This is a genomic window from Hydrogenovibrio thermophilus (assembly GCF_004028275.1).
GTDB classification, from domain to species: domain Bacteria; phylum Pseudomonadota; class Gammaproteobacteria; order Thiomicrospirales; family Thiomicrospiraceae; genus Hydrogenovibrio; species Hydrogenovibrio thermophilus.
This window is the reverse complement of record NZ_CP035033.1, coordinates 849,622-870,821: the sequence shown is the minus strand read 5'-3', so window position 1 is coordinate 870,821 and position 21,200 is coordinate 849,622. Positions and strand designations below refer to the sequence as shown.

Here is a 21,200-nt window from a genome sequence, read left to right as displayed (position 1 = left end):
TTTGGTATCAACCCTTTAAACATCGCCCAGTAACGCGTTCAACAGCCCCTTGGCTTTATGGCGTGATTCCTTCAACTCCCGTTCCGGAATCGAATCGGCGACAATGCCCGCGCCGGTCCGCAGCGACACTTGATTCCCTTGCTGCAGAATCGTCCGAATCAGAATATTGAAATCCAACGAACCGTCCCGGTTGATATAGCCTAAAGAACCGGTATAGGCTTGTCGAGGCATTTGTTCCAATTCGGCGATGATTTCCATGCAGCGCACCTTCGGACAGCCGGTAATGGTGCCGCCCGGGAAGGTGGCGTGAATGATTTCCAACGGCGTCATGCCGGGCTGGAGATGCCCGCGCACATTCGACACGATGTGATGCACATGCTCGTAGGTTTCCACCACCATCAACTCATTAACTTCCACTGAACCGGGCAAGCAGATTCGCCCGAGATCATTTCGCTCCAAGTCAATCAACATAATGTGTTCGGCGCGTTCTTTCGGATGGGAAATCAATTCTTCGATCAAGGCGCGATCGGCCGCCAAGTCGGCACTGCGTTTGCGGGTACCGGCAATCGGACGCGTTTCCACCCAAGGTGCCCGGTATTGCACCAAACGTTCCGGAGAAGAGCTGAGCAATTGCCAATCGCCAAACTGCGCACAAGCCGCAAATGGGGCCGGATTATTGCGCCGCAACGACGCGTACAAGGCGGCATAATCGGCCTCACTTAATTCAAAGCGCCATTCACGCGACAGGTTTACCTGAAAGATGTCTCCAGCCAGGATGTAATCTTTAATGGTTTCGATGCCGTTCAGATATTTGGCTTCCGGTTCTTCCCAGCGATTAGTGACCTGAATATCGACCGGTTTATCCGGCCGGGCTTGCGCCGATTCAAAATCCTGATGCATGGTGTCGAGACACGCCTCAAAACCGGCTTCGGCCATAAAGTGTACCTGTCCGGTTTGATGATCGACCATCACCGCCGCCGGCACTCGAACCAACACCGCCAACGGTAAATCGGACACAGGCAAATTCAGCGTCGGTTCGACGACCTGAGCGTAATCATAGCTGAAATAACCGAACCAACCGCCGGTAAAGGGTAAGTCCGAATCAATGTCTGGAACTTGGAGTGATTGATAGGCGTCGTGAAACGCATTTTGGAACGCCTCGGCGTCGGTTGCATCCGACAAGGTCAAGGTGTCTTGCGGAAAGGCAAACAGCACATCAAAACGTCCCAATTGCCCTTGGGCCACGCTCTCCAATAAAAACGGATAGCGTGCCGCATCCAGCTGATGCAGTTTTAACAGGTCAACTTGTGGACAGTCAATGGAAACAACGTTCATTGTCTGCGTAGACGTGGCGGCCATTTGGTCGAACCTTTATTGATGTCGGAAGCAGTCAAAAACCATTAAACTTTAGCAAACACCAAAGAGGCATTGGTTCCGCCAAACCCAAGCGAGTTGGACACCGCATAGGTGATTTTCGCCTCACGTGCCCCATCGGACACAAAGTCCAAATCACATCCGTCCGCCGGATCTTCCAAATTAATAGTCGGCGCCAATACCTGCTCTTGAATCATCAAGGCGGTGAACACGGCTTCCATCGCCCCGGCCGCGCCCAAGGCGTGCCCGGTCATGGATTTGGTGGAACTGACCGCCAATTTGTGCGCGTGGTCACCAAAGACGGATTTGATCGCGCTGGCTTCACACACATCACCGGCCGGTGTCGAGGTGCCGTGCGCATTAATGTAATCGATTTGATCCGGGTTCAGCTCGGCGTTTCGCAAAGCATTTTGGATACAACGCGCGCCGCCTTCCCCGCCGTCGGCCGGTTTGGTCATATGATATGCGTCACCACTCATGCCGAAACCGACGATTTCACAATAAATATGCGCGCCACGCGCTTTCGCATGTTCATAGTCTTCCAACACCACGGCACCGGCACCGTCACTCAGAACGAAGCCGTCGCGCCCTTTATCCCAAGGGCGGCTGGCGGTTTGCGGATCGTCATTGCGGGTCGACAAGGCTTTCGCCGCGGCAAACCCGGCCAATCCCAGCGGCGTGGTGGCTTGTTCCGCCCCACCGGCGACCATCACATCGGCATCGCCGAATTGAATCATTCGGTAGGCATCACCAATACTGTGTGTACCGGTTGCACAGGCGGTGCCAATCGCCATATTCGGGCCTTTCAAACCGTGCATGATCGACAGGTTACCGGAGACCATATTAATGATGGAACTTGGAACGAAAAACGGTGAAACACGACGCGGACCGGATTTCTGCAAGGTCGCATGTTGTTTCTCAATGGAGCCGATCCCGCCAATACCGGAACCGATGGACACACCGATACGCTCGGCATTCTCTTCGGTCACTTCCAAACCGGAGTCTTTGAGCGCTTGCGTGCCCGCTGCCATCCCATAGTGAATGAACGGGTCCATTTTTTTCGCTTCTTTGGGTGTAATGTATTCGGTAATATCAAAATCTTTGATTTCCCCACCGAATGTCACGGCAAAACCATCCGTGTCAAAGCCTTTAATGGTTTCAATACCGCTTTGCCCTTTCAGCAAGGCCGACCAAGTGGCTTCAACCGTATTCCCGACCGGTGTGACACAACCGATACCCGTTACCACAACACGACGCATTTTCATCTTTCATTCCTTTACATTCACACGCCACCGACGCTTATCCGTCAGTGTTTTATTCCATTGTTCCATGCGCCTTTCGCCAAGCCCCACATAATTAAATATCGACTTGGCGATTTTTCAGTGGCCAGAAACAAAAAAAGCCGTAAAAACGGCTTTTCTGAAAAACTTTCAGTTTAGATCAGTCTAGGTTCGCTTCTACATAAGCAGTTGCTTGCGCTAAAGTAGAGATTTTTTCTGCTTCTTCGTCAGGAATTTCGCAGTCAAACTCTTCTTCCAATGCCATAACCAACTCAACTGTGTCCAATGAATCCGCACCTAAATCATCGATGAAAGAAGCATCAGGGGTAACCTGGTCTTCTTCAACACCCAATTGTTCTACAACAATTTTTTTGACGCGTTCTTCAATACTGCTCATGGAATATTCTCCGGTTTACTAGTTAAATTAAAATTCTTCTTTCAAAAATTCCGCTCATTTTCGCTTTATCTTTGTTTTTTTTCAAGCTATTTTGAAAAAACATCCAAACGCATTATAAGCCAAATCCAATAGCCAAAGATTTAAAAAGCCTGAATCGGCTTTTAAATCATATACATACCACCATTTACATTAATGGTTTGACCGGTAATATAGCTGCCGCCTTCCGAGGCCAAAAAGGTCACCGTTTTGGCGATGTCTTCTGGCTCTCCCAGACGCTTCAATGGAATCTGTTGCGTCAAGGCTTCACGCTGCTCTTCCGGCAAGGCGCGCGTCATATCGGTATCGATAAAGCCCGGTGCCACTGTGTTTACGGTCACATTCTTGGCACCGATTTCACGGGCCAAGGATTTGGTGAAGCCCATAATCCCGGCTTTGGCTGCGGCATAGTTGGTTTGCCCGGCATTGCCCATCACACCGACAACGGATGCAATGTTGATAATGGCGCCTTGCTTGGCTTTCATCATTCCGCGCAGACACGCCTTGGACATGCGGTAAACCGAACTCAAATTCGTGTCGATGATGTCGTTCCATTCATCGTCTTTCATACGCATCAACAGGTTGTCGCGTGTAATCCCGGCATTGTTCACCAGAACCGTCGGCGTACCAAACTCTTTGGTCACTTCACCCAATACGGAGGCAATCATTTCAGCATCGGTGACATTCAAACATTTACCCACACCTTGCGCGCCCGCTTCCTTTAAATAGTTGGTAATGGCTTGCGCACCGTTTTCAGATGTGGCCGTTCCAATGACCGTTGCGCCATTCGCCGCCAAATCCAAGGCGATCGCCTTTCCGATGCCACGGCTCGCCCCTGTTACAAAAGCTATTTTTCCAGATAACATAAGGTTTTCCTTAGAGAGTTTCCAACGATGCCGTAAGTGTAGCCGAATCGTAAACGGCTTGCATCCCCATTTTACGATCGATGCGACGGTTCAGCCCCATCAACACTTTGCCTGGGCCCAGCTCATATAAACGCTCGACACCCAAGGATTTCATTTTTTCAACCGTCTTCACCCACTGCACCGGACGGTACAATTGTTCCACCAACGCCTGTTTGATTTCCGTTTCCGAAGCAGCGGTTTCGACATTGACGTTATGCAGAACCGGAATGGTTGGCGTGTTCAGCGCCATGCCGTTCAGTTTTTCGGCCAAGGCATCCGCCGCCGGCTTCATCAAAGAGCAGTGAGATGGCACGCTGACCGCCAACGGCACAACACGTTTGGCACCCGCTTCCTCAAATACAGGCAAAATGGCGTCCACCGCGGTTTTCGCACCAGCAATCACCACCTGCCCCGGTGAATTGAAATTCACCGCTTCCACGACACCGTCTGCGGCGGCACAGATGTCAACAATCTGCTGATCTTCCAAGCCCAAAACAGCCGCCATAGCCCCTTCACCGGCTGGCACGGCGGATTGCATCAAGCGTCCGCGCTCGGCGACCAATTCCACGCCTTGCGCCAAATTCATCACACCCGCCGCCGCCAAGGCCGTGTACTCGCCCAGCGAGTGCCCCGCCAGATACGCCGGCGCCAAGGTTTTCTGCTCGGCCATGGCGCGCCAGATAGCGATACCGGACGTCAACATCGCCGGTTGCGTGACATCGGTTTGGTTCAATTTTTCTTCCGGACCGTTTTGTACCACACTCCAAAGGTCATAACCCAAGGCTTCAGAAGCTTCATCAAATGTGGATTTTACAACGGCATGCTGCTCAGCCATATCGGCCAGCATTCCAACGGATTGCGACCCTTGACCGGGAAAAACAAACGCGTATGACATAATATAAACGTTCCTTAAATTTGATTAATCTGAATTCTGACCAGGCCTGCCATTAAAAACGCAGCAACGCAGAGCCCCAGGTAAAGCCGCCGCCGAAGGCTTCCAACAGCACGACCTGATTTTTCTGGATGCGACCATCACGTACCGCTTCATTCAATGCCAGCGGAATGGATGCACTGGAGGTATTGGCGTGTTTGCTCACCGTCATCACGGTTTGATCGTCGCCTAATCTCAGTTTGCGGGCCGTGGCTTTAATAATACGGGAATTCGCTTGATGCGGAACCAACCAATCCAAGTCGGTTTTTTCCATCTGGTTAGCGTTCAAGGTCTCCGAGGCGATTTGGCTTAACGTATTCACCGCAATCTTGAAGACTTCATTACCTTTCATCGACATGGTTCTTTCGGCAATTTCATCGGTTTGCGGCACTTTGGACGGGCCGGATGGGACATGCAACAACTCTTCATACTGACCGTCGGCATGGATGTGTGTAGACAAGATACCGGTTTCTTCAGACGCTTCCAGCACCACGGCACCGGCTCCGTCTCCGAACAAGACGCAGGTATTGCGGTCTTCCCAGTTGGTGATACGCGACAACGTCTCCGCTCCGACAACCAAGGCGCGCTTGACCATACCGGTTTTAATGTATTGATCCGCCACACTCAAGGCGTAGACAAATCCGGTACAAACGGCTTGCAAATCGAAAGCCGGCGCGCCGTGATTGCCCAAACGAGCTTGCAACAAGGTCGCGGTACTTGGAAAAATCTTATCAGGTGTCGTGGTCGCCACCAGAATCAAATCCAATTCCTGCGGCGTAACGCCCGCCATTTCCAGCGCCTGCAATGAAGCTTGTTCCGCCAAGTCACAGGTGGTTTGCCCTTCCGCGGCAATGCGTCTTTCTTCAATCCCGGTCCTTTCTCGAATCCACTCGTCGCTGGTGTCCACCATTTTTTCCAAATCGGCGTTGGTCATCACCTTTTCTGGGAGATAACCTCCCGTTCCAATAATTCGACTGTAGATTTTTTGACTCATAGGACCTGCTTTAGCTGTCGCCTGTTATTCTTGTTTTTCCAAGGGTTGGTCGTCGGAGTGGCTGTCCAGAATCGTCTTCACTTCGGACGCAATTAACTCCGGTACGTTTTTAATCACTTCCAAGCGCGCTTCGGCAATGGCGTGATAAAACGAAAACGCATCGGCACCGCCATGACTTTTGATGACAATTTTACGTAACCCCAATAATGAGGCCCCATTATAACGTCTAGGATCGACTTTTTCTTTAAAAGCTTTCAGGACAGGGTACGCGACCAAACCGGCCAGTTTGGTCAGAAGGTTTTTATTAAAGGCATCTTTCAAGTAAAAGGAAATCATTTTCGCAACGCCTTCACTGGACTTCAAGGCCACATTACCATCAAAACCATCGCAGGAAACCACGTCGACATCGCCCTGGTAGATTTCATCGCCTTCCACGTAACCGACGTAATTGATGGAACTGTTTTTCAACAACTCATTAGCGTCTTTGATGCGCTGATGCCCTTTAATTTCTTCTTCGCCGATATTCAACAGCGCCACGCGTGGCTTGGCGTTATTATCGACCGCATTCGCCAAAACCGATCCCATTACACCGAATTGCGCCAAGCTTTGTCCGTCGGCCCCGACATTCGCACCCAAGTCCAAAACATGGACATGGCCTTTCATGGTCGGCATCTGAGTACAAATGGCCGGACGATCAATGCCCGGTAACGTTTTCAGCACAAACTTGGAAACCGCCATCAAGGCGCCGGTATTACCGGCACTGACCGCCGCCTGTGCAACACCTTCTTTCACCAGATTGAGCGCGATGCGCATCGACGATTTACGCTTATTCCGCAACGCTTTGGAAGGCAGGTCGTCCATCTCTACAATTTGTTCGGCATGTTCGACGGACAGCCGCGATTCATCATATTGATGGGAGGCCAGGGCTTTTTCAATCAAGGGCTGATTACCCACCAAAACAATCGAAAGATCCGGAAATTTTGACAAAGCTTCCAAAGAAGCTGGAACAGTTACCTTAATACCGTGGTCACCGCCCATCGCATCGATAGCAATTTTAATACTCAAGGTCAGATCCTAAAAACAGTAATCCAAAAAAAACAGAAATGGGGAATGCAAAAGAAATGAGAGGTGGCCGCCGGACGGCGACACCCCTTAAAAAAGATTATTTGTCTTGAATGACTTTTTTGCCTTTGTAGTAGCCATCCGCTGTAACGTGGTGACGACGATGAACTTCACCGGTGGTTTCATCAACGGTGATTGGTGCCGCGCTCAACGCATCGTGCGAACGACGCATACCACGTCTTGAAGGGGTTTTACGACTTTTTTGTACAGCCATCTTAATATCTCCTGAAGGTTAATTCGGGTTGTCTTTTAATCCTTTCAACGCCGCGAAAGGATTTTCCTTTTTCTCTAATTCTTTTTCTTCCGGCAGCCCCACTTCCTCGGAAGGGTTCTGATAGTCCATTTCACTGGCTTCATTGATTGGCGACAAAGGCACCGATAACATCAGCTCGTCTTCCACCAAATCCATCAATGAGATTTTCTCTTCCGACACTTCGTAGACTTCCACATCGGAAGGCAAGTCTTCGGCCAAAGCCATGGACTCGACAAACACGCCGGTAATCGTTGATGAGGATGGATAGTCAAACCCTTTCAGCGAGCGCTGACATTCCAGCGTGAAGACCGTATCCAATTCCATATCAAACCCGTGCATTTTATATTGCGGGTGATAATAAAAGTGTACGTCCACTTCCACATCATGTTCTGCCGAAAAAAGCAGCTGCTTCAGGCGCGGGAAACGCTCTTGATTGACTCGTGCAACAAATCGTTTATCATGTTGCGAAGAGTAAACAGGGTCAATCAAATCCGGAAGCTTGTCTAACATGGCGCGCATAATACTCTTATTACATTCCAAAGTCAAAAATAAATGGCGATAAAATCCGCCATCCTATTTTAGCAAAATTTTAAAAAAAACAAAGGCCTAGCATGACTTCGACGTCATCTCTCCCACAAATCGTTCTGGCATCCACTTCCCCTTTCCGAAAAATGCTCTTGGAAAAGCTTGGATTGCCGTTTGTAACCGCCAAACCCGAGGTGGACGAAACCCCAAACCCGAGCGAAACCGTGGCCGAGATGGTCAACCGCCTCTCGCTGGCGAAAGCCGAAGCCATCGCGCCGCATCACCCGGACGCACTGATTATCGCGTCCGATCAGAGCGCCAGTTTCCAGGGCCGTCCCATCGGCAAACCGCACCATTACGAAAACGCCGTTGAACAGCTTCGACAATTCAGCGGTCAAACCGTTACCTTCCGGACAGGCCTGGTGGTTCTGGACACTCGCCATAACCTCACATTACAAACGCTGGATGAAACGCATGTCACTTTCCGAAGCCTATCGGAAATCGACATTCACAATTACTTGATACTGGAAGAGCCTTATCAGTGCGCCGGCAGTTTCAAATCGGAAGGCTTGGGCATTACGTTATTTGAATCCATCGAAGGCAAAGACCCGAACGCTTTAATCGGCCTACCGCTGATCGACTTGACGCATTTTTTGAGACAGTGCGGCCTGCAACTGCCTTACCTCCCGGATTAAGATCGTTCGCGACTTAAGCGTGTGGTAACAATCGGCCTTTTAACCAGGCCTGCATCGACATTAAATCGTCGAAACTGGCCACCGGGTCAAAGCCTTGCAAACGCTCCAGCTCATGCACACCATGACTGAGCGCAATCCGGTCCATATCGATGGTCTGCGCCATTTGCATGTCAAATTCGGTATCGCCGACCATCACCGCCTGCTCCGGCGCCAAATCGAATTCATCCAAAATCTGTTGCAACATCAACGGGCTCGGCTTGGATTCGGATTCCACCGGGGTACGCGTAAAGTGGAAATACGGTTCAAACCCGACCTCATCCAACACCTGATCCAGCCCCTTCCGACTCTTGCCGGTGGCAATCGCGACTTTCACGCCTTCACCGTGCAAAAATTGCAACAAAGCTTCCGCGCCATCGAACGGCAACATCGGCACACAGGATTCATCCAAAAAACAATCCGTATAACCCTTGGCCATCGCCTCGATACCCGACGCATCGGCATCGGGGTAGAGCGTTAAAATCGCTTTTTCCAGACTCAAGCCGATGATTTGCTTGGAAACATCGTACGGCAATACCGGAAAACCTACTCGCTCCGCCGCGGTTTGAATCGACGACACGATTCGCGCTTCGGAATTCATCAGCGTTCCGTCCCAGTCAAAAATCACACACTGGTATTGCCTTGTCATGCTTTCTCTCCCCGCAAATTCGTCAAGGTTAATTCAAAATCGTCATGCAACGGCGCTTCCACTTTTAGCCAGGCCTGGGTCACCGGGTGTTCGAATCCCAGATACTGCGCATGCAAAGCCAAACGCTTCATCCCCAGTTTCTTATAAGCCTTATTCAGTATCTTATCGCCGTACTTATCATCCCCCACCAACGGACAACCTTGCGACAAGGCATGCACCCGGATTTGATGCGTTCGACCGGTCTTGAGGCGTACCGCGGCCAACTCGCAATCGTCAAAACGTTCCAATATCCGAAAATAGCTGACCGACGGCTTGCCCTCTTTCGAGACTTTCACGACCCGCTCGCCTGACTGCAAGGTGTTTTTCAACAGCGGCAAATCGACTTTTTCCAAACCTTTCGGCCAATGGCCGGTCAGCAATGCCAAATATTCTTTGGCCATCTTGTTTTCACGAATCTGTTCATGGAGCGCTTTCAGCACCGATGCTTTTTTCGCCAATAAAATACAGCCGGAGGTTTCACGATCCAAACGATGCACCAGTTCCAGACGCTTGGCCAGCGGGCGTAACGCACGGACAACCTCAATCAACCCCCACTGAATACCACTGCCGCCATGCACCGCCACACCGGAGGGTTTATTGATGACCATCAAATCCTTATCTTCGTAAAGAATACTGTCTTCAATGCGCTGTAACTGGCCGGCCGGCACGGTGGACTCGGTTTTTTCCGGCACCTTAATCGGCGGCACCCGCACCACATCCCCGTCGGCCAAACGAGTGTTTTGCTTGACGCGCCCTTTATTCACCCGCACTTCGCCTTTACGAATAATCCGGTAAATCAAGGTTTTGGGGACATTTCGATAATGGCGCATCAAAAAATTATCCACCCGCTGCCCCTCGTCCTCCGAGGTCACCTCAAGAAACTTTACACCCATATATATTCCATAAATCCGCCGACGCGACCGCAACATACCTCGATGAAACGACCGGCATTTTAAAAACCGCCTATTTTACCTTATCCCGAGCGCTAAATCAGGCTTTGTCGATGTGGTGTTGACACTTTCAATGCGCCCGCCGAGACCTGGTGAAATATTTCAATTGCATGGTACGTCAAGGGATGGTATATTAAATGCGCAATAAAAGAACATGAGAGTGGCTGTTTCCCATTTAAATCAACAAGCTATTTAAGCTTTCGAAACAGCGGCTTAAAGAATTTTTTAACCTGAAGCGACCCTGTCAGCAGGCTAAGAAGCGAATAAAAAGTTAGCCGTCGCACCCGCAAGTAAACGCGACGTTCATAAGACGACGGCTCAACCACACGAGAGCAATTGCATTAAGAATTGAAACTGAGCGAATAACAAAATAAATTAGAACCGCAGCAAACTGCCCTTCTGATTGGCTAAGAGCTTTTACCATTTTTCAACAACCGATAAACAGCTCGACAAAAACGACAACCTCAAAAACGCAATCGAATGCCGGACGACCTAATCAAACGCCCGATCGTTGCAACAAGAATAAAACGGTTGATTCAAGACGCCTAATCGCCCAGCCCCATTTCTCGTATTATCCCTTCCCCTGTTCGACATGCGAGCTTCCTTATAAATCAATAAAAAGAGAATCGCATGAAAAGAATGCTGATTAACGCTACGCAGTCCGAAGAGGTGCGTATTGCCTTAGTCGACGGTCAAAAACTATATGATCTAGATGTCGAAACCCCACACCACCAAAAGAAAAAAGCCAATATCTATAAAGGAACCGTCACTCGAATCGAACCGAGCTTGGAAGCGGCTTTTGTAGACTACGGCGCTGAGCGTCATGGCTTCCTGCCTTTTAAGGAAGTCGCTGAAGAATATTACCCTGAAAACGCCAAAGGCGAACGCCTGTCCATCAAGGATATTCTGTCCGAAGGTCAGGAGTTGATTGTTCAGGTTCAAAAAGAAGAGCGCGGCAACAAAGGCGCAGCTCTGACCACGCAAATCACCTTGGCCGGCCCTTATGTGGTGATGATGCCGAACAACCCCAAAGCCGGTGGTATTTCCCGCCGCATTGAAGGCGATGACCGTTCCGAAACCCGCGACGCGCTGAAAGACCTGGACATGCCGGAAGGCATGGGGCTGATTATCCGCACCGCCGGTGTCGGCAAATCCACCGAAGAACTGCAATGGGGAGTAAACTATCTGGTGCAACTTTGGGAAGCCATTCAAAAGGCATCCGCTGAAAAAAGTGCCCCTTTCCTGATTCACCAGGAATCCGACATCGTCATCTTGGCCATCCGGGACTACCTGCGCCAAGACATCGGTGAAATCATCATCGACGACATGGAAACCTTCCACAAGGCACGTGATTTTGTGCAGCACGTCATGCCACACCAAGTGTATAAAGTCAAACCGTATCAGGACACTATTCCATTATTCACTCGCTTCCAAGTCGAGTCGCAAATCGAAACAGCCTACACTCGTGAAGTGACCTTGCCGTCCGGTGGCGCCATCGTCATCGACATCACCGAAGCGCTGACATCTATCGACATCAACTCCAGTCGCTCCACCAAAGGTGGCGACATCGAAGAAACCGCCTACCACACCAACCTGGAAGCCGCCTGCGAAATCGCTCGCCAACTCCGCTTGCGTGACATTGGCGGCCTGGTCGTGATCGATTTCATCGACATGCATTCCAACCGTCATCAGCGTGACGTGGAAAACAAAATGCGTGAAGCGGTGAAGTCCGATCGCGCCCGTGTGCAAATCGGTAAGATTTCACGCTTCGGCCTGTTGGAAATGTCGCGTCAGCGCTTGCGCCCGTCCATCGAAGAATCCACCCAGATGATTTGCCCACGATGCAAAGGCACCGGTGTCATCCGCGGCGTCCAATCACTGGCTCTGTCAGTTCTCCGTTTGTTGGAAGAAGAAGCCATGAAGGAAAACACGCGCCGCGTCACCGTGCAATTGCCGGTGGAGGTCGCCACCTTCCTGCTGAACGAAAAACGTCACCAGATTACCGGCATTGAAGACCGCCACAATCTGCATATTCTCGTCATTCCGAACGAACATTTGGACACGCCGGATTACCGAATGGAAAGAACTCGCGTCGGTGACGACGTGCCGATTGATTCCAGCTACAAGATCAAGGAAGTAATCGCCAAGGACGAAGCGGAACAACAGGCCAAGCCGAATGTGGTTAAGGAAGAACCGGCCATCAAGAATATGCAACCGAGCACCCCGCCACCAGCGCCAAAAGAAGAAGCCAAACCGGGCTTGTTCACCCGTTTGTGGAAAGCCTTGTTCGAGCAAGAAGAGGCCGAAGAACCGAAAAAGGAAAACCGTTCCAGAAACAATGGACGGAACGGCAACCGCAACAACCGCAGCCGCAACAATAACCGCCGTCGCTCATCCGACAAGGAAGACTCTGACAAGAACGACAACCGCCGCGACAACAAGCGCAACGACCGTAATGGACCGAAAGCCGATGAACGCAAAACCGAAGGCAAGGAAAACCGCCGCCGTCGCTCCCGTTCGCGCAACAACAATGCGGACAAAAACGAAACCGTAGCGGACAACAAGCCGGCAAACGACAACAAATCGAATAAAGCGAAAGAAACCAAGGAAAGTAAAGCCGCCGGCAAAGCGGTGAAAAATGCCGAAACCGGTTCCGCTTCATCCGACAAAGACAACCAAGAGTCCTCCTCCGAGCGTCCAAGACGCCGTAGTCGCTACAACACCCGTAGCTACAACGGCCGCCGTCGTAAGCCGGAAGGTGCGGAAACCATGTCAATTCACAATTTGCCGGCACCGGAAGCGGACAAGGATGCGCCTAAAACACCAGGCGACACCCAGACAAATGAAAAGCCGAATACGAAAGCTCAAACTCAGGTGAAAACTGAGACCACGGAAGCTAAGCCTCAAGCCGATGCCAAACCGGCCAAAACTCCGAAAACGGAACCAAAAGCCGAAACACCGGTCACGGAATCGAAAGCGGATTCAACGTCTGACAAGACCTCGGAAGACGCCTTGGAAACCACCAAATCGTAATCCGGTTTTCGAAGTACTCCTCCAAAAAGCATTCTCAGGATTGGCGTGTTGAATCACGCCAATCCTGAGTGGAGGCATCAAGATCAAAAACGACCAGGCCTGGTCGTTTTTGCTTTTCAGGACAGCGAAAACACAGGCAAACACCCTGTCAACTAACTACAGGTGGGAACGTTTGATTTCAGTCAACAAGCCTTGCGACGCCGCCGTCACCAAATCAAACACATGATCGAAGCCTTGAGGTCCGCCATAGTATGGGTCCGGCACCTCTCTTTCCTCGAATTCCGGGGCAAACTCCAAAAACATGCGAATTTTTTCCCGCTGTTCCGGCAAAGCCATCGCCATCAAATCCGCATAGTTGGCATCATCCATCGCCAACACATAATCAAACTCAATCAAATCCCCCATGTCTACCGGACGGGACCGCAAGTCATCCATTTGAATACCGCGCCCGTGCGCCACTTCAATCGACCGACTGTCGGCCGGCTTACCTTTATGCCATGATGCGGTGCCCGCAGAATCGATTCGAATCTGATCCTGTAAGTCTTCCGCCAACACCAAATCACGAAAAACCGCATGCGCCGTCGGTGAGCGGCAAATATTGCCTAAACAGACAAAAATTACTGAAACTTTATGACTCATCAAACCTTTTCTCTTTTACAATAAAGGCCATTATTTTAACGTATCCATTGGACAGTTTCCGCTTCCATTCAGCTTCGTACTCACCAATACCATGACCACAGCCTATCGAACCGACATTCCCCATATTCCTTTCGACCCAGCTTGGGTGATTTACGAAGACGACGCCCTTCTGGTCGTCAACAAACCCTCCGGATTACTGTCGGTGCCGGGTCGTAACGTCCATCCCGACCATAACCTTCTGGCACAAGTACATACCCATTGCACTTCGGCACTCATCGTCCATCGCCTGGACATGGATACCTCCGGCCTGATGGTTCTGGCTAAAAATAAAGCCGCACACCGCCACCTCAGTATTCAATTCCAGGATCGACTAACCGAAAAGCGCTACCAAGCCATTTGTTACGGACACCCCAGTCAACCCGAAGGACGGATTCGGCTGCCCATGCGCTGCGACTGGGAAAAGCGCCCCTTGCAAATAATCGATTTTCGGCAAGGCAAAGCGGCCACAACCCTTTGGCAGGCGGAACACCTAGGCAACGGCCTCTCGCTCATGCAACTCACCCCCATCACCGGTCGTTCCCATCAACTTCGCTTACACATGAAAATGCTCGGCCACCCGATTCTGGGCGATAATCTTTATGCCGATACGCACAGCTTAAAGATGAGTCAGCGTTTATTGTTGCATGCCTGTTTCCTTTCCTTTACCCACCCGACCGGCGGTCAAAAACTGGCATTTGAACACCTGGAAGAACTCACATCCTTTATAACTGGCACATAACATGCTTTTCGTTACACAAAATATCCGCAATAAGCGTCCGGTATCCAAAACCGGCCTTGTTGCGCTAAGATAGCTGAACGCATTTAAAAGGTATTCAATCATGACCGCGGATATGGAAAAAGACGATTTAGCAACCCAGGAAATGCTGAAAATGATGGGCGAAGAATCCATTGCCGAAGCCGGCGATGCACCGGCGAGCGAATCGGATGCTGACGACTTGCTGGATGCTCTGGATCAACTGGCGGAAACCGACGTTGAACCGGAATTGTCGGAAGATACACCGGAACCACCTCCAGAAACCCCATCCCCTGAACCGGAAACCACGACAACGGCTACCGATATCGACTCGGGCGAAGACGACCTGCCGTTCACTGAAGACGAAGCCCAGACCGTGGACGAGCTATTGGCGGAAGTCGAAAACACTTCCGACACGCTAGAAGACGACGTTTCCGAAGCGCTGGAAACCCCACTGGAACCTTCGGATGAAATGATGGATGAAGCGGTGCCCGACATGGACTCGGAAATGGAAACTCAGGACGAAGAGACGACCGCCTTTGAAACCGAAGCGTCCTCTGCAAAAGCGCCGGATGACGACCTTCCGGAAACCGATGATGCGATAGACGACATTGACGCCATGGCGAATGAAATGGCTGAACTGGAAAATGACTTCCAAGACAAGGCCATCGAATCATTGGAGCTACCGGAAGAAACCGCTGAAACAGAAGGTGATACGGGTGACAATGAAATCTTGGATGCCTTGGACACAGACGACAGTCTGCCAACCGATGACACCGCGACGGATGAAGCCCTACCAGAACTAACGGACGAACCGGAAGCCACTGTGGCCGAGGAAACACTCGATGCAACGGAAACGGAGGCCGAACCGACATCTGAACTGGACAGTGAATTGCCGGATATCGAAGACGCTGCGACGGAAGAGACCGCTCTTGAAGAGGATACCTCGCCGGAAATGGAATCCCCTGTGGAAATGGCAGGCGCAACCGAACCTTCTATGGATGAAACCGATGCCATGAATGATGAGACCCCAGAACCTGAAGCCGTCTCGACAACCGAGTCGGCCGAAGCCTCTGACGACACTTCATTAATTGAGCAAGCCGCGGACAGCATCGATAGTATGGAAGAAGCCATCGCCATCGACGACGAAGTGAAACAAATCAGTTCGGAAGTCGCGGAAACCGCACATGAAGCCACCCGATTGGCGCTGGAAGTCTCTAAAAAAGCCCAGGCGTCGGCCGATAAAGCACAAAAAGCCATTGAAGCCACCTTCCAAGCGACGGAACGTGCCTTTGAAGCCGCGAAAAACGCCGGGTATGAAATCGAGCTGTCCGAACTGAGCGCACCGGTTTCAAATGATGAGCTACTGGCTCAACTGGCGGAAATTCGCAGCAAGAATACCGAATTAAGACAAACGAATGAGTCCCTGAAAAGTCGTATCGACGCACTGGGGAAAAAATAAAGGCAATCCACTATGAGTGATACGGACGATCTACTAGACGAATTGGAGCAATTGGAAAACGCTTCGGCCGAAATGCAGGAAGAAGTGGAAAAAGCCTCCGAAAAAAACAAGGCGCTGGAAGCCTCCGGTGAAGCCGACCATCTGGATGCCGCCGCACTGTCATTGGAAGCCGCCAAGACGGCTCAGTTGGCCGCCGAACAAAGCCAGTCCGCGGCCGAAGCCGCCATTAAAATTTCCCACGAACAAAAAGCGCAAATCATCGAACTATCGGATTCGAATGTCGCTTGGCGACAATCACTGCGCGCGGCGTCGAATGACCTGAAAACGGCAAAAAATGCCATCACCATCATGATGTCGGTGTCGATTGCCGTCAGCGTGATTTCCGTTGGTATTATGAGCTGGCTGTATTACAGCCTCAGCAAAAAACATGACGCTCTAAAAGGGGATGTACTTGACATCATCACCACGGAAAACACTCTGTTCAATAAGAACCTCAACCTGAAAGTGGACCAGTTATCCTCATTGATTGAAGCTTTGGCGGCAGACATTCAACGACTGAACATTCCGAGAACCGATGGCGCGAGCATTTCCGCTTCAAAACCGGCACCGGAAGCTCCGACCAACGCTGATATGAAGCCGGAAGCCGAAGCCACTCAAGAAAGTGTGACAAACGAAGTCAGCCAAGAAACCCAAACCGCCACGACGGAGCCAAAAGCTGTCAGCGAATCCGTCACACCAGCTTCCGGTGCAATGATGGAAGCGGTTCAAAAAGACCTGAAACACTATGCCGACGAGCGTGCCCAACAATATGCGGGCATCCAAGCGTTGTTACAGAAGATTCAGGACGTGCAAGCCAAAATCGAGGCTTCGACTTTGCACAAAACCACACAATCCGCTGTGGCACCGGTCGAAGTGACGTCTATGGGCCTGACCGAATCGCAAGTGAAAAAGCTGAACGGCATTTCCTGGTCGGTCAGCGAACAGCGCAAACTGTTGAAAAAAATCCAAGCCACTCTGGACGCACAAATGAAAGCCTCCGCCTCCAAAACGAAAGGGACTTCAGACACAGGTGCGCTGAAAAACATCGACAGCAGCTTGAAACAACTCAGCAAACAGGTCACGGAACTGAAGTCCCAGCAGGATCATATCCAGAAGAAAGTGCAGGATTTGGAAACCGTCACTCAGGAGTTGGCGTCTCGCCCCAATCCATACAGCTACCGGGCACCGGAGCTGAACATCAAAGAATAAAAAAGGGGCTGATCGCCCCTTTTTTATTTTTCATCTAAGTACAATTTTCTTCTGAAATTATTCAGCTCTCTCAGCTTTTCACCAGCATCTTAATCAGTTCATTGGCCGGTGCATAGCCCGGAATCATTTCGCCGGAATCAAACACAATGTTCGGCGTACCGCTGACACCGAAGGCCTCAGCTTCCATCATGTGTTTCTGAACCGGATTCTGGCACGTTTTGGGGCTCACTTGACCACTCTCCATCGCCTGATCCATCGCTTGACGGCTGTCATCACTGCACCATACAGACACCGCTTTCTGGTAAGCCGGCGAGCCGACTCCGGCACGCGGATAAGCCATGTAACGCACTTCGATGCCAGCCTCATTCAGCGCTGGAATCTCTTTGTGCAGCTTGCGGCAATATGGGCAATCGATGTCGGAAAATACCGTAATGGTCCGCTTGGTCGACCCTTTCGCCGGGTAAATAATCATACTGTCGACCGAGAGCTTCTCCAATTCGGTTTTACGCGCTTGGTTCTTGGCGGTTTCAGTCAGATTTTCACGAGTATTCAAATCCACAATACTGCCGGAGACCAGATAGTGCCCGTCGGCACTCATGTAAACGATTTTCGGCCCGATCGACACTTGATATAAACCGGGAATCTGACTTTCCTGGATCTTCGCCGGCGGCGCACCCGGAATCAATTGCTGCAATTTTTTTTGAATGACGGCTTCATCGGCCAACGCCCAACCGGAACACGCCAACAACGCCATACCAATTGACCAGGGTTTGAATGTGGATAATCCCATTTTCATGTTTTGTCCTATCGTTTCATTTTCAATATGTTTAGCTTTACTGATCACATCGATTAACCTCTAGGATGGTGTGTCTGATGAATCTTCTGCATACGAGCCTTCGCAACGTGCGTATAAATCTGAGTGGTCGACAAGTCGGAATGCCCCAACAACAACTGAACCGTGCGCAAATCGGCGCCATGATTAATCAGATGGGTCGCAAAAGCATGCCGCAATCCATGTGGAGACAAATCCCCTTGAATACCGGCTTCAAACGCCAAATTCTTAATACGGTGCCACAAGGTTTGCCGCGTCATCGGTCGCCCGAGGCGTGATACAAACAGCGTCGGCACCCAGCGATTGTCTTTTAACAAAGCAGGCCTGGCGGATTTTAAGTAATCCGCCACCGCTTCAATCGCTAACTGCCCAATCGGAACGATCCGCTCTTTTTTGCCTTTCCCGCTCACCTGCACCAGACCGGCCGACAGGTTGATTTGCTCATACGGTAAATTGACCACTTCCGACACCCGCAATCCCGACGCATACATCAACTCTAAAATTGCTCTATCCCGCTGCCCCAGCGGCGTGGTTTCGTCAGGTGCATTCAACAAGGCTTCCACTTGCTGTTCCGAAATGACCCGGGGAATTTTTTTCATCAACTTTGGCGCTTTCACGGCACCGGCCGGATCGGTCGCCATGCGCTGATTCGACACCATGAACTGATAAAAACGTTTCAAAGTCGACAAACATCGGGCGATACTCCGGGCGCTGCCTTGATTTTCGTGCCATTGGTACAAAAAATCCTCAACCCGATCCCGTTCGATTTGCGTCAACGCAGTCGGTTCGACATAGGCCCAAAATTTCTTGAGATCCCGTTGATAAGCTTGCAGCGTATTATCGCTCAAACCCTCGTTTAAACGCAGAAATTGGATGAAGTTAGTAATATCGGTTGGCAGGTTCGATGACATGAAATAACGATAGCACAGTCATGCCGATGGAAATGTGAAAAAATACTGGAGCGGAAAACAAAAAAGCCCTCGCGAAGAGGGCTTTGAATCGAGAAATTACTTAACCTTCTCTTTGATACGTGCCGACTTACCGGAACGATCACGAAGATAGTACAATTTCGCACGTCTTACGTCACCACGACGCTTGACTTCAACCGAATCAACCAATGGGCTGTAAGTTTGGAACGTACGCTCAACACCCACACCGTGAGAAATCTTACGGACGATGAAAGAAGAGTTCAAACCACGGTTGCGCTTGGAAATCACAACCCCTTCATACGCCTGCAGACGCTCGTTATTCCCTTCTTTAACTTTTACTTGAACAATCACTGTGTCCCCCGGACCAAACTCAGGCAATTCCTTTGTCATTTGCTCCGCTTCAATACGCTTGATGATATCGCTCATCTTTAAGCACTCCAAATTAGCTCATCCCTTAGGATGAAATGTATTTTATCCAACATTCACAGACGAAGCTGCCAGAGGTTGAATCCGAATTGTCAAACACGGCTAGGATTCGGTCTTTTGCTGTCGAGCCAAATAAGCCGTGTATAGGTCAGGACGTTTTTGCTTGGTCCTGGCAAGCTTTTGTTCGTGACGCCAAGCGTCGATCTTCGCATGATGCCCTTCTTGCAAAACATCCGGAACGGCTAATCCATCTACTTCAACCGGGCGCGTATAATGCGGGCAATCCAATAAACCGTCCGAAAATGAATCCTGCTCGGCCGATTGCTCGTGCCCTAAAGCGCCCGGAATCAAACGAATCAAGCCATCCATCAACATCATGGCCGGCAATTCGCCGCCGCTGACGACGAAATCCCCAACGGAAATTTCTTCATCGACACAAGTCTCGATAAACCGTTCGTCAATGCCTTCGTATCGTCCGCAAACTAAGGTCAATGCCGGCTTTCGGCTTAGCGCCGCCAACTTTTGCTGCGTCAGAGGCACTCCCTGGGGTGACAAATACACCACATGCGGCTTTTCGTCATTGGCTTCAGCAATGGCATCGACCGTTTTTTTCAACGGCGGATACATCATCACCATGCCCGGCCCACCACCATATGGACGATCATCGACCGTCTTGTGCTTATCCTGTGTATAGGCTCGAGGGTTCCAAGTTTGAAACCCATACAGACCGTCTTGATAAGCCCGTCGGGAAACGCCGGATTCCAGCAACGCCGAAAACATTTCCGGAAACAAGGTGACGACGTCGAATCGCATCGTCACGTGTCGGAATCTTCGTCGTCCGCTTGCCAGTCCACCTGAATCCGCTTGGCGTCGACATCGACCGCCAGGATAAAAGTGTCCATGACAAATGGAATCAACGTTGTCCGCGTCTCACCGCCCGGCAGAATTTGCGTCACACGCAACACATCATGCGCGCCGGTTTCGACGATTTCCGAAACCTGCCCCAGCACCTCACCTTGCAGATTGCTGACTTCACAGCCAATTAGATGACGCCAATAATAGCCGTCATCGGTGTCCGGTAACTGATCCGGAGTAATGGCGATATCACAGCCCATGAATTCACGGGCCACATCACGATCATCGACACCGTCGAGTTTCGCGATAATGGATTTGCCACCGGCTTGCGAACGGCCGTCTTGCAACGACATGGTTCGCCATTCGCCCTTGACTCGCACCAGCCAGGGTGAGTAATTCAAAATATTCTCGCGGGGTTCGGTATGGGAAAAAATTTTGACCCATCCCTGAACACCGTAAATGCCATTAATCTGGCCGAGAATGATATGTTCGTCTTGCGAAGAAGACATTCGACACCTAATGTATCAACAAGGATTATTTAGCAGCGTCTTCAACCAAGCTCTTAACGCGAGGGCTCATTTGAGCACCTTGGTTCACCCAGTGTTCGATACGCGCCGAATCAAGACGAAGCTTTTCTTCTTGGCCACGAGCCGTTGGGTTATAGAAACCAACTTGTTCAATGAAACGCCCGGTAGTGGATTTACGTTGATCCGCAACCATCACACGGTAATAAGGGTTCTTTTTGGCGCCACCACGGGCTAAACGAATTACGACCATTTGATTACTCCTATCTTGAT

General features: G+C 50.7%; 23 protein-coding genes. 5 read left to right on the top strand and 18 right to left on the bottom strand.

Features of this window, described 5'->3' with window-relative positions:
* Positions 1-15 precede the first annotated feature (15 nt).
* The 9 genes from EPV75_RS04010 to EPV75_RS03970 form a co-directional block, all read right to left on the bottom strand.
* Entirely contained in the window at positions 16-1,359 is a 1,344-nt protein-coding gene (locus EPV75_RS04010) for an aminodeoxychorismate synthase component I (RefSeq protein WP_128384542.1), read from the bottom strand.
* A gap of 41 nt (positions 1,360-1,400) precedes the next feature.
* Positions 1,401-2,639 (bottom strand): beta-ketoacyl-ACP synthase II, encoded by a 1,239-nt coding sequence (fabF, locus tag EPV75_RS04005; RefSeq protein ID WP_128384541.1) that lies wholly within the window; start codon positions 2,637-2,639, stop codon positions 1,401-1,403.
* A 175-nt stretch (positions 2,640-2,814) separates the two neighbouring features.
* Entirely contained in the window at positions 2,815-3,051 is a 237-nt protein-coding gene (acpP, locus tag EPV75_RS04000; RefSeq protein WP_029937540.1) for an acyl carrier protein, read from the bottom strand.
* Positions 3,052-3,212: 161 nt separating this feature from the next.
* Complete coding sequence (gene fabG / locus EPV75_RS03995; protein ID WP_128384540.1) at positions 3,213-3,953, bottom strand: 3-oxoacyl-ACP reductase FabG; 741 nt, start codon at positions 3,951-3,953, stop codon at positions 3,213-3,215.
* A 10-nt stretch (positions 3,954-3,963) separates the two neighbouring features.
* Positions 3,964-4,887, bottom strand: a complete 924-nt coding sequence (fabD, locus tag EPV75_RS03990; protein WP_318779051.1) for an ACP S-malonyltransferase — start codon at positions 4,885-4,887, stop codon at positions 3,964-3,966.
* Positions 4,888-4,939: 52 nt separating this feature from the next.
* Positions 4,940-5,917: a beta-ketoacyl-ACP synthase III gene (locus EPV75_RS03985; RefSeq protein WP_029937537.1), complete on the bottom strand. Its 978-nt coding sequence runs from the start codon at positions 5,915-5,917 to the stop codon at positions 4,940-4,942.
* A 24-nt stretch (positions 5,918-5,941) separates the two neighbouring features.
* Positions 5,942-6,982 (bottom strand): phosphate acyltransferase PlsX, encoded by a 1,041-nt coding sequence (plsX, locus tag EPV75_RS03980; protein ID WP_128384538.1) that lies wholly within the window; start codon positions 6,980-6,982, stop codon positions 5,942-5,944.
* A gap of 97 nt (positions 6,983-7,079) precedes the next feature.
* Positions 7,080-7,253, bottom strand: a complete 174-nt coding sequence (gene rpmF / locus EPV75_RS03975) for a 50S ribosomal protein L32 (RefSeq protein ID WP_029937535.1) — start codon at positions 7,251-7,253, stop codon at positions 7,080-7,082.
* Positions 7,254-7,271: 18 nt separating this feature from the next.
* Positions 7,272-7,802 (bottom strand): YceD family protein, encoded by a 531-nt coding sequence (locus EPV75_RS03970; protein WP_185748088.1) that lies wholly within the window; start codon positions 7,800-7,802, stop codon positions 7,272-7,274.
* 101 nt (positions 7,803-7,903) lie between these two features.
* On the opposite strand from EPV75_RS03970, the gene EPV75_RS03965 reads away from it, so the two are divergent.
* Positions 7,904-8,512: a Maf family protein gene (locus tag EPV75_RS03965; RefSeq protein WP_128384537.1), complete on the top strand. Its 609-nt coding sequence runs from the start codon at positions 7,904-7,906 to the stop codon at positions 8,510-8,512.
* A gap of 13 nt (positions 8,513-8,525) precedes the next feature.
* Here EPV75_RS03965 and EPV75_RS03960 read toward each other — a convergent pair whose 3' ends face one another.
* Together EPV75_RS03960 and rluC are read right to left on the bottom strand one after the other, a co-directional pair.
* Entirely contained in the window at positions 8,526-9,197 is a 672-nt protein-coding gene (locus EPV75_RS03960; RefSeq protein ID WP_128384536.1) for an HAD family hydrolase, read from the bottom strand.
* On the bottom strand, positions 9,194-10,129 hold the full coding sequence (gene rluC / locus EPV75_RS03955; protein ID WP_128384535.1) for a 23S rRNA pseudouridine(955/2504/2580) synthase RluC: 936 nt from the start codon (positions 10,127-10,129) through the stop codon (positions 9,194-9,196). The genes EPV75_RS03960 and rluC overlap by 4 nt, the downstream gene beginning before the upstream one ends.
* A 687-nt stretch (positions 10,130-10,816) precedes the next feature.
* On the opposite strand from rluC, the gene EPV75_RS03950 reads away from it, so the two are divergent.
* Positions 10,817-13,219 carry an Rne/Rng family ribonuclease gene (locus tag EPV75_RS03950; protein WP_128384534.1) on the top strand — a complete coding sequence of 801 codons (2,403 nt, stop codon included), beginning with the start codon at positions 10,817-10,819 and terminating at the stop codon, positions 13,217-13,219.
* 156 nt (positions 13,220-13,375) lie between these two features.
* Here the strand turns inward: EPV75_RS03950 and EPV75_RS03945 are convergent, their stop codons facing one another.
* Entirely contained in the window at positions 13,376-13,858 is a 483-nt protein-coding gene (locus EPV75_RS03945) for a low molecular weight protein-tyrosine-phosphatase (RefSeq protein WP_029937529.1), read from the bottom strand.
* Between the two features lie 91 nt (positions 13,859-13,949).
* On the opposite strand from EPV75_RS03945, the gene EPV75_RS03940 reads away from it, so the two are divergent.
* The 3 genes from EPV75_RS03940 (at position 13,950) to EPV75_RS03930 (ending at position 17,361) form a co-directional block, all read left to right on the top strand.
* On the top strand, positions 13,950-14,636 hold the full coding sequence (locus EPV75_RS03940; protein WP_128384533.1) for an RluA family pseudouridine synthase: 687 nt from the start codon (positions 13,950-13,952) through the stop codon (positions 14,634-14,636).
* A gap of 100 nt (positions 14,637-14,736) precedes the next feature.
* Complete coding sequence (locus tag EPV75_RS03935; RefSeq protein WP_128384532.1) at positions 14,737-16,113, top strand: midas domain-containing protein; 1,377 nt, start codon at positions 14,737-14,739, stop codon at positions 16,111-16,113.
* 12 nt (positions 16,114-16,125) lie between these two features.
* Entirely contained in the window at positions 16,126-17,361 is a 1,236-nt protein-coding gene (locus tag EPV75_RS03930) for an Rta and bZIP domain-containing protein (protein ID WP_128384531.1), read from the top strand.
* A gap of 70 nt (positions 17,362-17,431) precedes the next feature.
* Here the strand turns inward: EPV75_RS03930 and EPV75_RS03925 are convergent, their stop codons facing one another.
* The 6 genes from EPV75_RS03925 to rpsP all read right to left on the bottom strand — a co-directional run bounded on the left by EPV75_RS03925 (position 17,432) and on the right by rpsP (position 21,180).
* On the bottom strand, positions 17,432-18,157 hold the full coding sequence (locus EPV75_RS03925; RefSeq protein WP_225972387.1) for a DsbC family protein: 726 nt from the start codon (positions 18,155-18,157) through the stop codon (positions 17,432-17,434).
* Between the two features lie 53 nt (positions 18,158-18,210).
* Positions 18,211-19,104 carry a site-specific tyrosine recombinase XerD gene (gene xerD / locus EPV75_RS03920; RefSeq protein WP_128384530.1) on the bottom strand — a complete coding sequence of 298 codons (894 nt, stop codon included), beginning with the start codon at positions 19,102-19,104 and terminating at the stop codon, positions 18,211-18,213.
* 96 nt (positions 19,105-19,200) lie between these two features.
* Positions 19,201-19,548, bottom strand: coding sequence for a 50S ribosomal protein L19 (gene rplS, locus EPV75_RS03915; RefSeq protein ID WP_029937523.1), 348 nt, complete (start codon positions 19,546-19,548; stop codon positions 19,201-19,203).
* A 102-nt stretch (positions 19,549-19,650) separates the two neighbouring features.
* The gene (gene trmD / locus EPV75_RS03910; protein WP_128385617.1) at positions 19,651-20,361 is read right to left on the bottom strand and encodes a tRNA (guanosine(37)-N1)-methyltransferase TrmD; all 711 of its coding nucleotides are present in this window, start codon (positions 20,359-20,361) and stop codon (positions 19,651-19,653) included.
* 2 nt (positions 20,362-20,363) lie between these two features.
* Positions 20,364-20,912 carry a ribosome maturation factor RimM gene (gene rimM, locus EPV75_RS03905; RefSeq protein ID WP_128384529.1) on the bottom strand — a complete coding sequence of 183 codons (549 nt, stop codon included), beginning with the start codon at positions 20,910-20,912 and terminating at the stop codon, positions 20,364-20,366.
* A 25-nt stretch (positions 20,913-20,937) separates the two neighbouring features.
* On the bottom strand, positions 20,938-21,180 hold the full coding sequence (gene rpsP, locus EPV75_RS03900; RefSeq protein WP_029937520.1) for a 30S ribosomal protein S16: 243 nt from the start codon (positions 21,178-21,180) through the stop codon (positions 20,938-20,940).
* Positions 21,181-21,200 lie beyond the last annotated feature (20 nt).

Excerpts from the sequence above, each read along its gene's own strand:
- EPV75_RS03985 (WP_029937537.1), bottom strand. The coding sequence starts at position 5,917 with ATGAGTCAAAAAATCTACAGTCGAATTATTGGAACGGGAGGTTATCTC.
- EPV75_RS03945 (WP_029937529.1), bottom strand. The coding sequence starts at position 13,858 with ATGAGTCATAAAGTTTCAGTAATTTTTGTCTGTTTAGGCAATATTTGC.
- EPV75_RS03965 (WP_128384537.1), top strand. The coding sequence starts at position 7,904 with ATGACTTCGACGTCATCTCTCCCACAAATCGTTCTGGCATCCACTTCC.
- fabG (WP_128384540.1), bottom strand. The coding sequence starts at position 3,953 with ATGTTATCTGGAAAAATAGCTTTTGTAACAGGGGCGAGCCGTGGCATC.
- EPV75_RS03970 (WP_185748088.1), bottom strand. The coding sequence starts at position 7,802 with ATGTTAGACAAGCTTCCGGATTTGATTGACCCTGTTTACTCTTCGCAA.
- EPV75_RS03940 (WP_128384533.1), top strand. The coding sequence starts at position 13,950 with ATGACCACAGCCTATCGAACCGACATTCCCCATATTCCTTTCGACCCA.
- fabF (WP_128384541.1), bottom strand. The coding sequence starts at position 2,639 with ATGAAAATGCGTCGTGTTGTGGTAACGGGTATCGGTTGTGTCACACCG.
- EPV75_RS04010 (WP_128384542.1), bottom strand. The coding sequence starts at position 1,359 with ATGGCCGCCACGTCTACGCAGACAATGAACGTTGTTTCCATTGACTGT.
- EPV75_RS03935 (WP_128384532.1), top strand. The coding sequence starts at position 14,737 with ATGACCGCGGATATGGAAAAAGACGATTTAGCAACCCAGGAAATGCTG.
- rpmF (WP_029937535.1), bottom strand. The coding sequence starts at position 7,253 with ATGGCTGTACAAAAAAGTCGTAAAACCCCTTCAAGACGTGGTATGCGT.
- rplS (WP_029937523.1), bottom strand. The coding sequence starts at position 19,548 with ATGAGCGATATCATCAAGCGTATTGAAGCGGAGCAAATGACAAAGGAA.
- EPV75_RS03925 (WP_225972387.1), bottom strand. The coding sequence starts at position 18,157 with ATGAAAATGGGATTATCCACATTCAAACCCTGGTCAATTGGTATGGCG.
- rluC (WP_128384535.1), bottom strand. The coding sequence starts at position 10,129 with ATGGGTGTAAAGTTTCTTGAGGTGACCTCGGAGGACGAGGGGCAGCGG.
- xerD (WP_128384530.1), bottom strand. The coding sequence starts at position 19,104 with ATGTCATCGAACCTGCCAACCGATATTACTAACTTCATCCAATTTCTG.
- rpsP (WP_029937520.1), bottom strand. The coding sequence starts at position 21,180 with ATGGTCGTAATTCGTTTAGCCCGTGGTGGCGCCAAAAAGAACCCTTAT.
- trmD (WP_128385617.1), bottom strand. The coding sequence starts at position 20,361 with ATGCGATTCGACGTCGTCACCTTGTTTCCGGAAATGTTTTCGGCGTTG.
- acpP (WP_029937540.1), bottom strand. The coding sequence starts at position 3,051 with ATGAGCAGTATTGAAGAACGCGTCAAAAAAATTGTTGTAGAACAATTG.
- EPV75_RS03960 (WP_128384536.1), bottom strand. The coding sequence starts at position 9,197 with ATGACAAGGCAATACCAGTGTGTGATTTTTGACTGGGACGGAACGCTG.
- fabD (WP_318779051.1), bottom strand. The coding sequence starts at position 4,887 with ATGTCATACGCGTTTGTTTTTCCCGGTCAAGGGTCGCAATCCGTTGGA.
- EPV75_RS03930 (WP_128384531.1), top strand. The coding sequence starts at position 16,126 with ATGAGTGATACGGACGATCTACTAGACGAATTGGAGCAATTGGAAAAC.
- EPV75_RS03950 (WP_128384534.1), top strand. The coding sequence starts at position 10,817 with ATGAAAAGAATGCTGATTAACGCTACGCAGTCCGAAGAGGTGCGTATT.
- rimM (WP_128384529.1), bottom strand. The coding sequence starts at position 20,912 with ATGTCTTCTTCGCAAGACGAACATATCATTCTCGGCCAGATTAATGGC.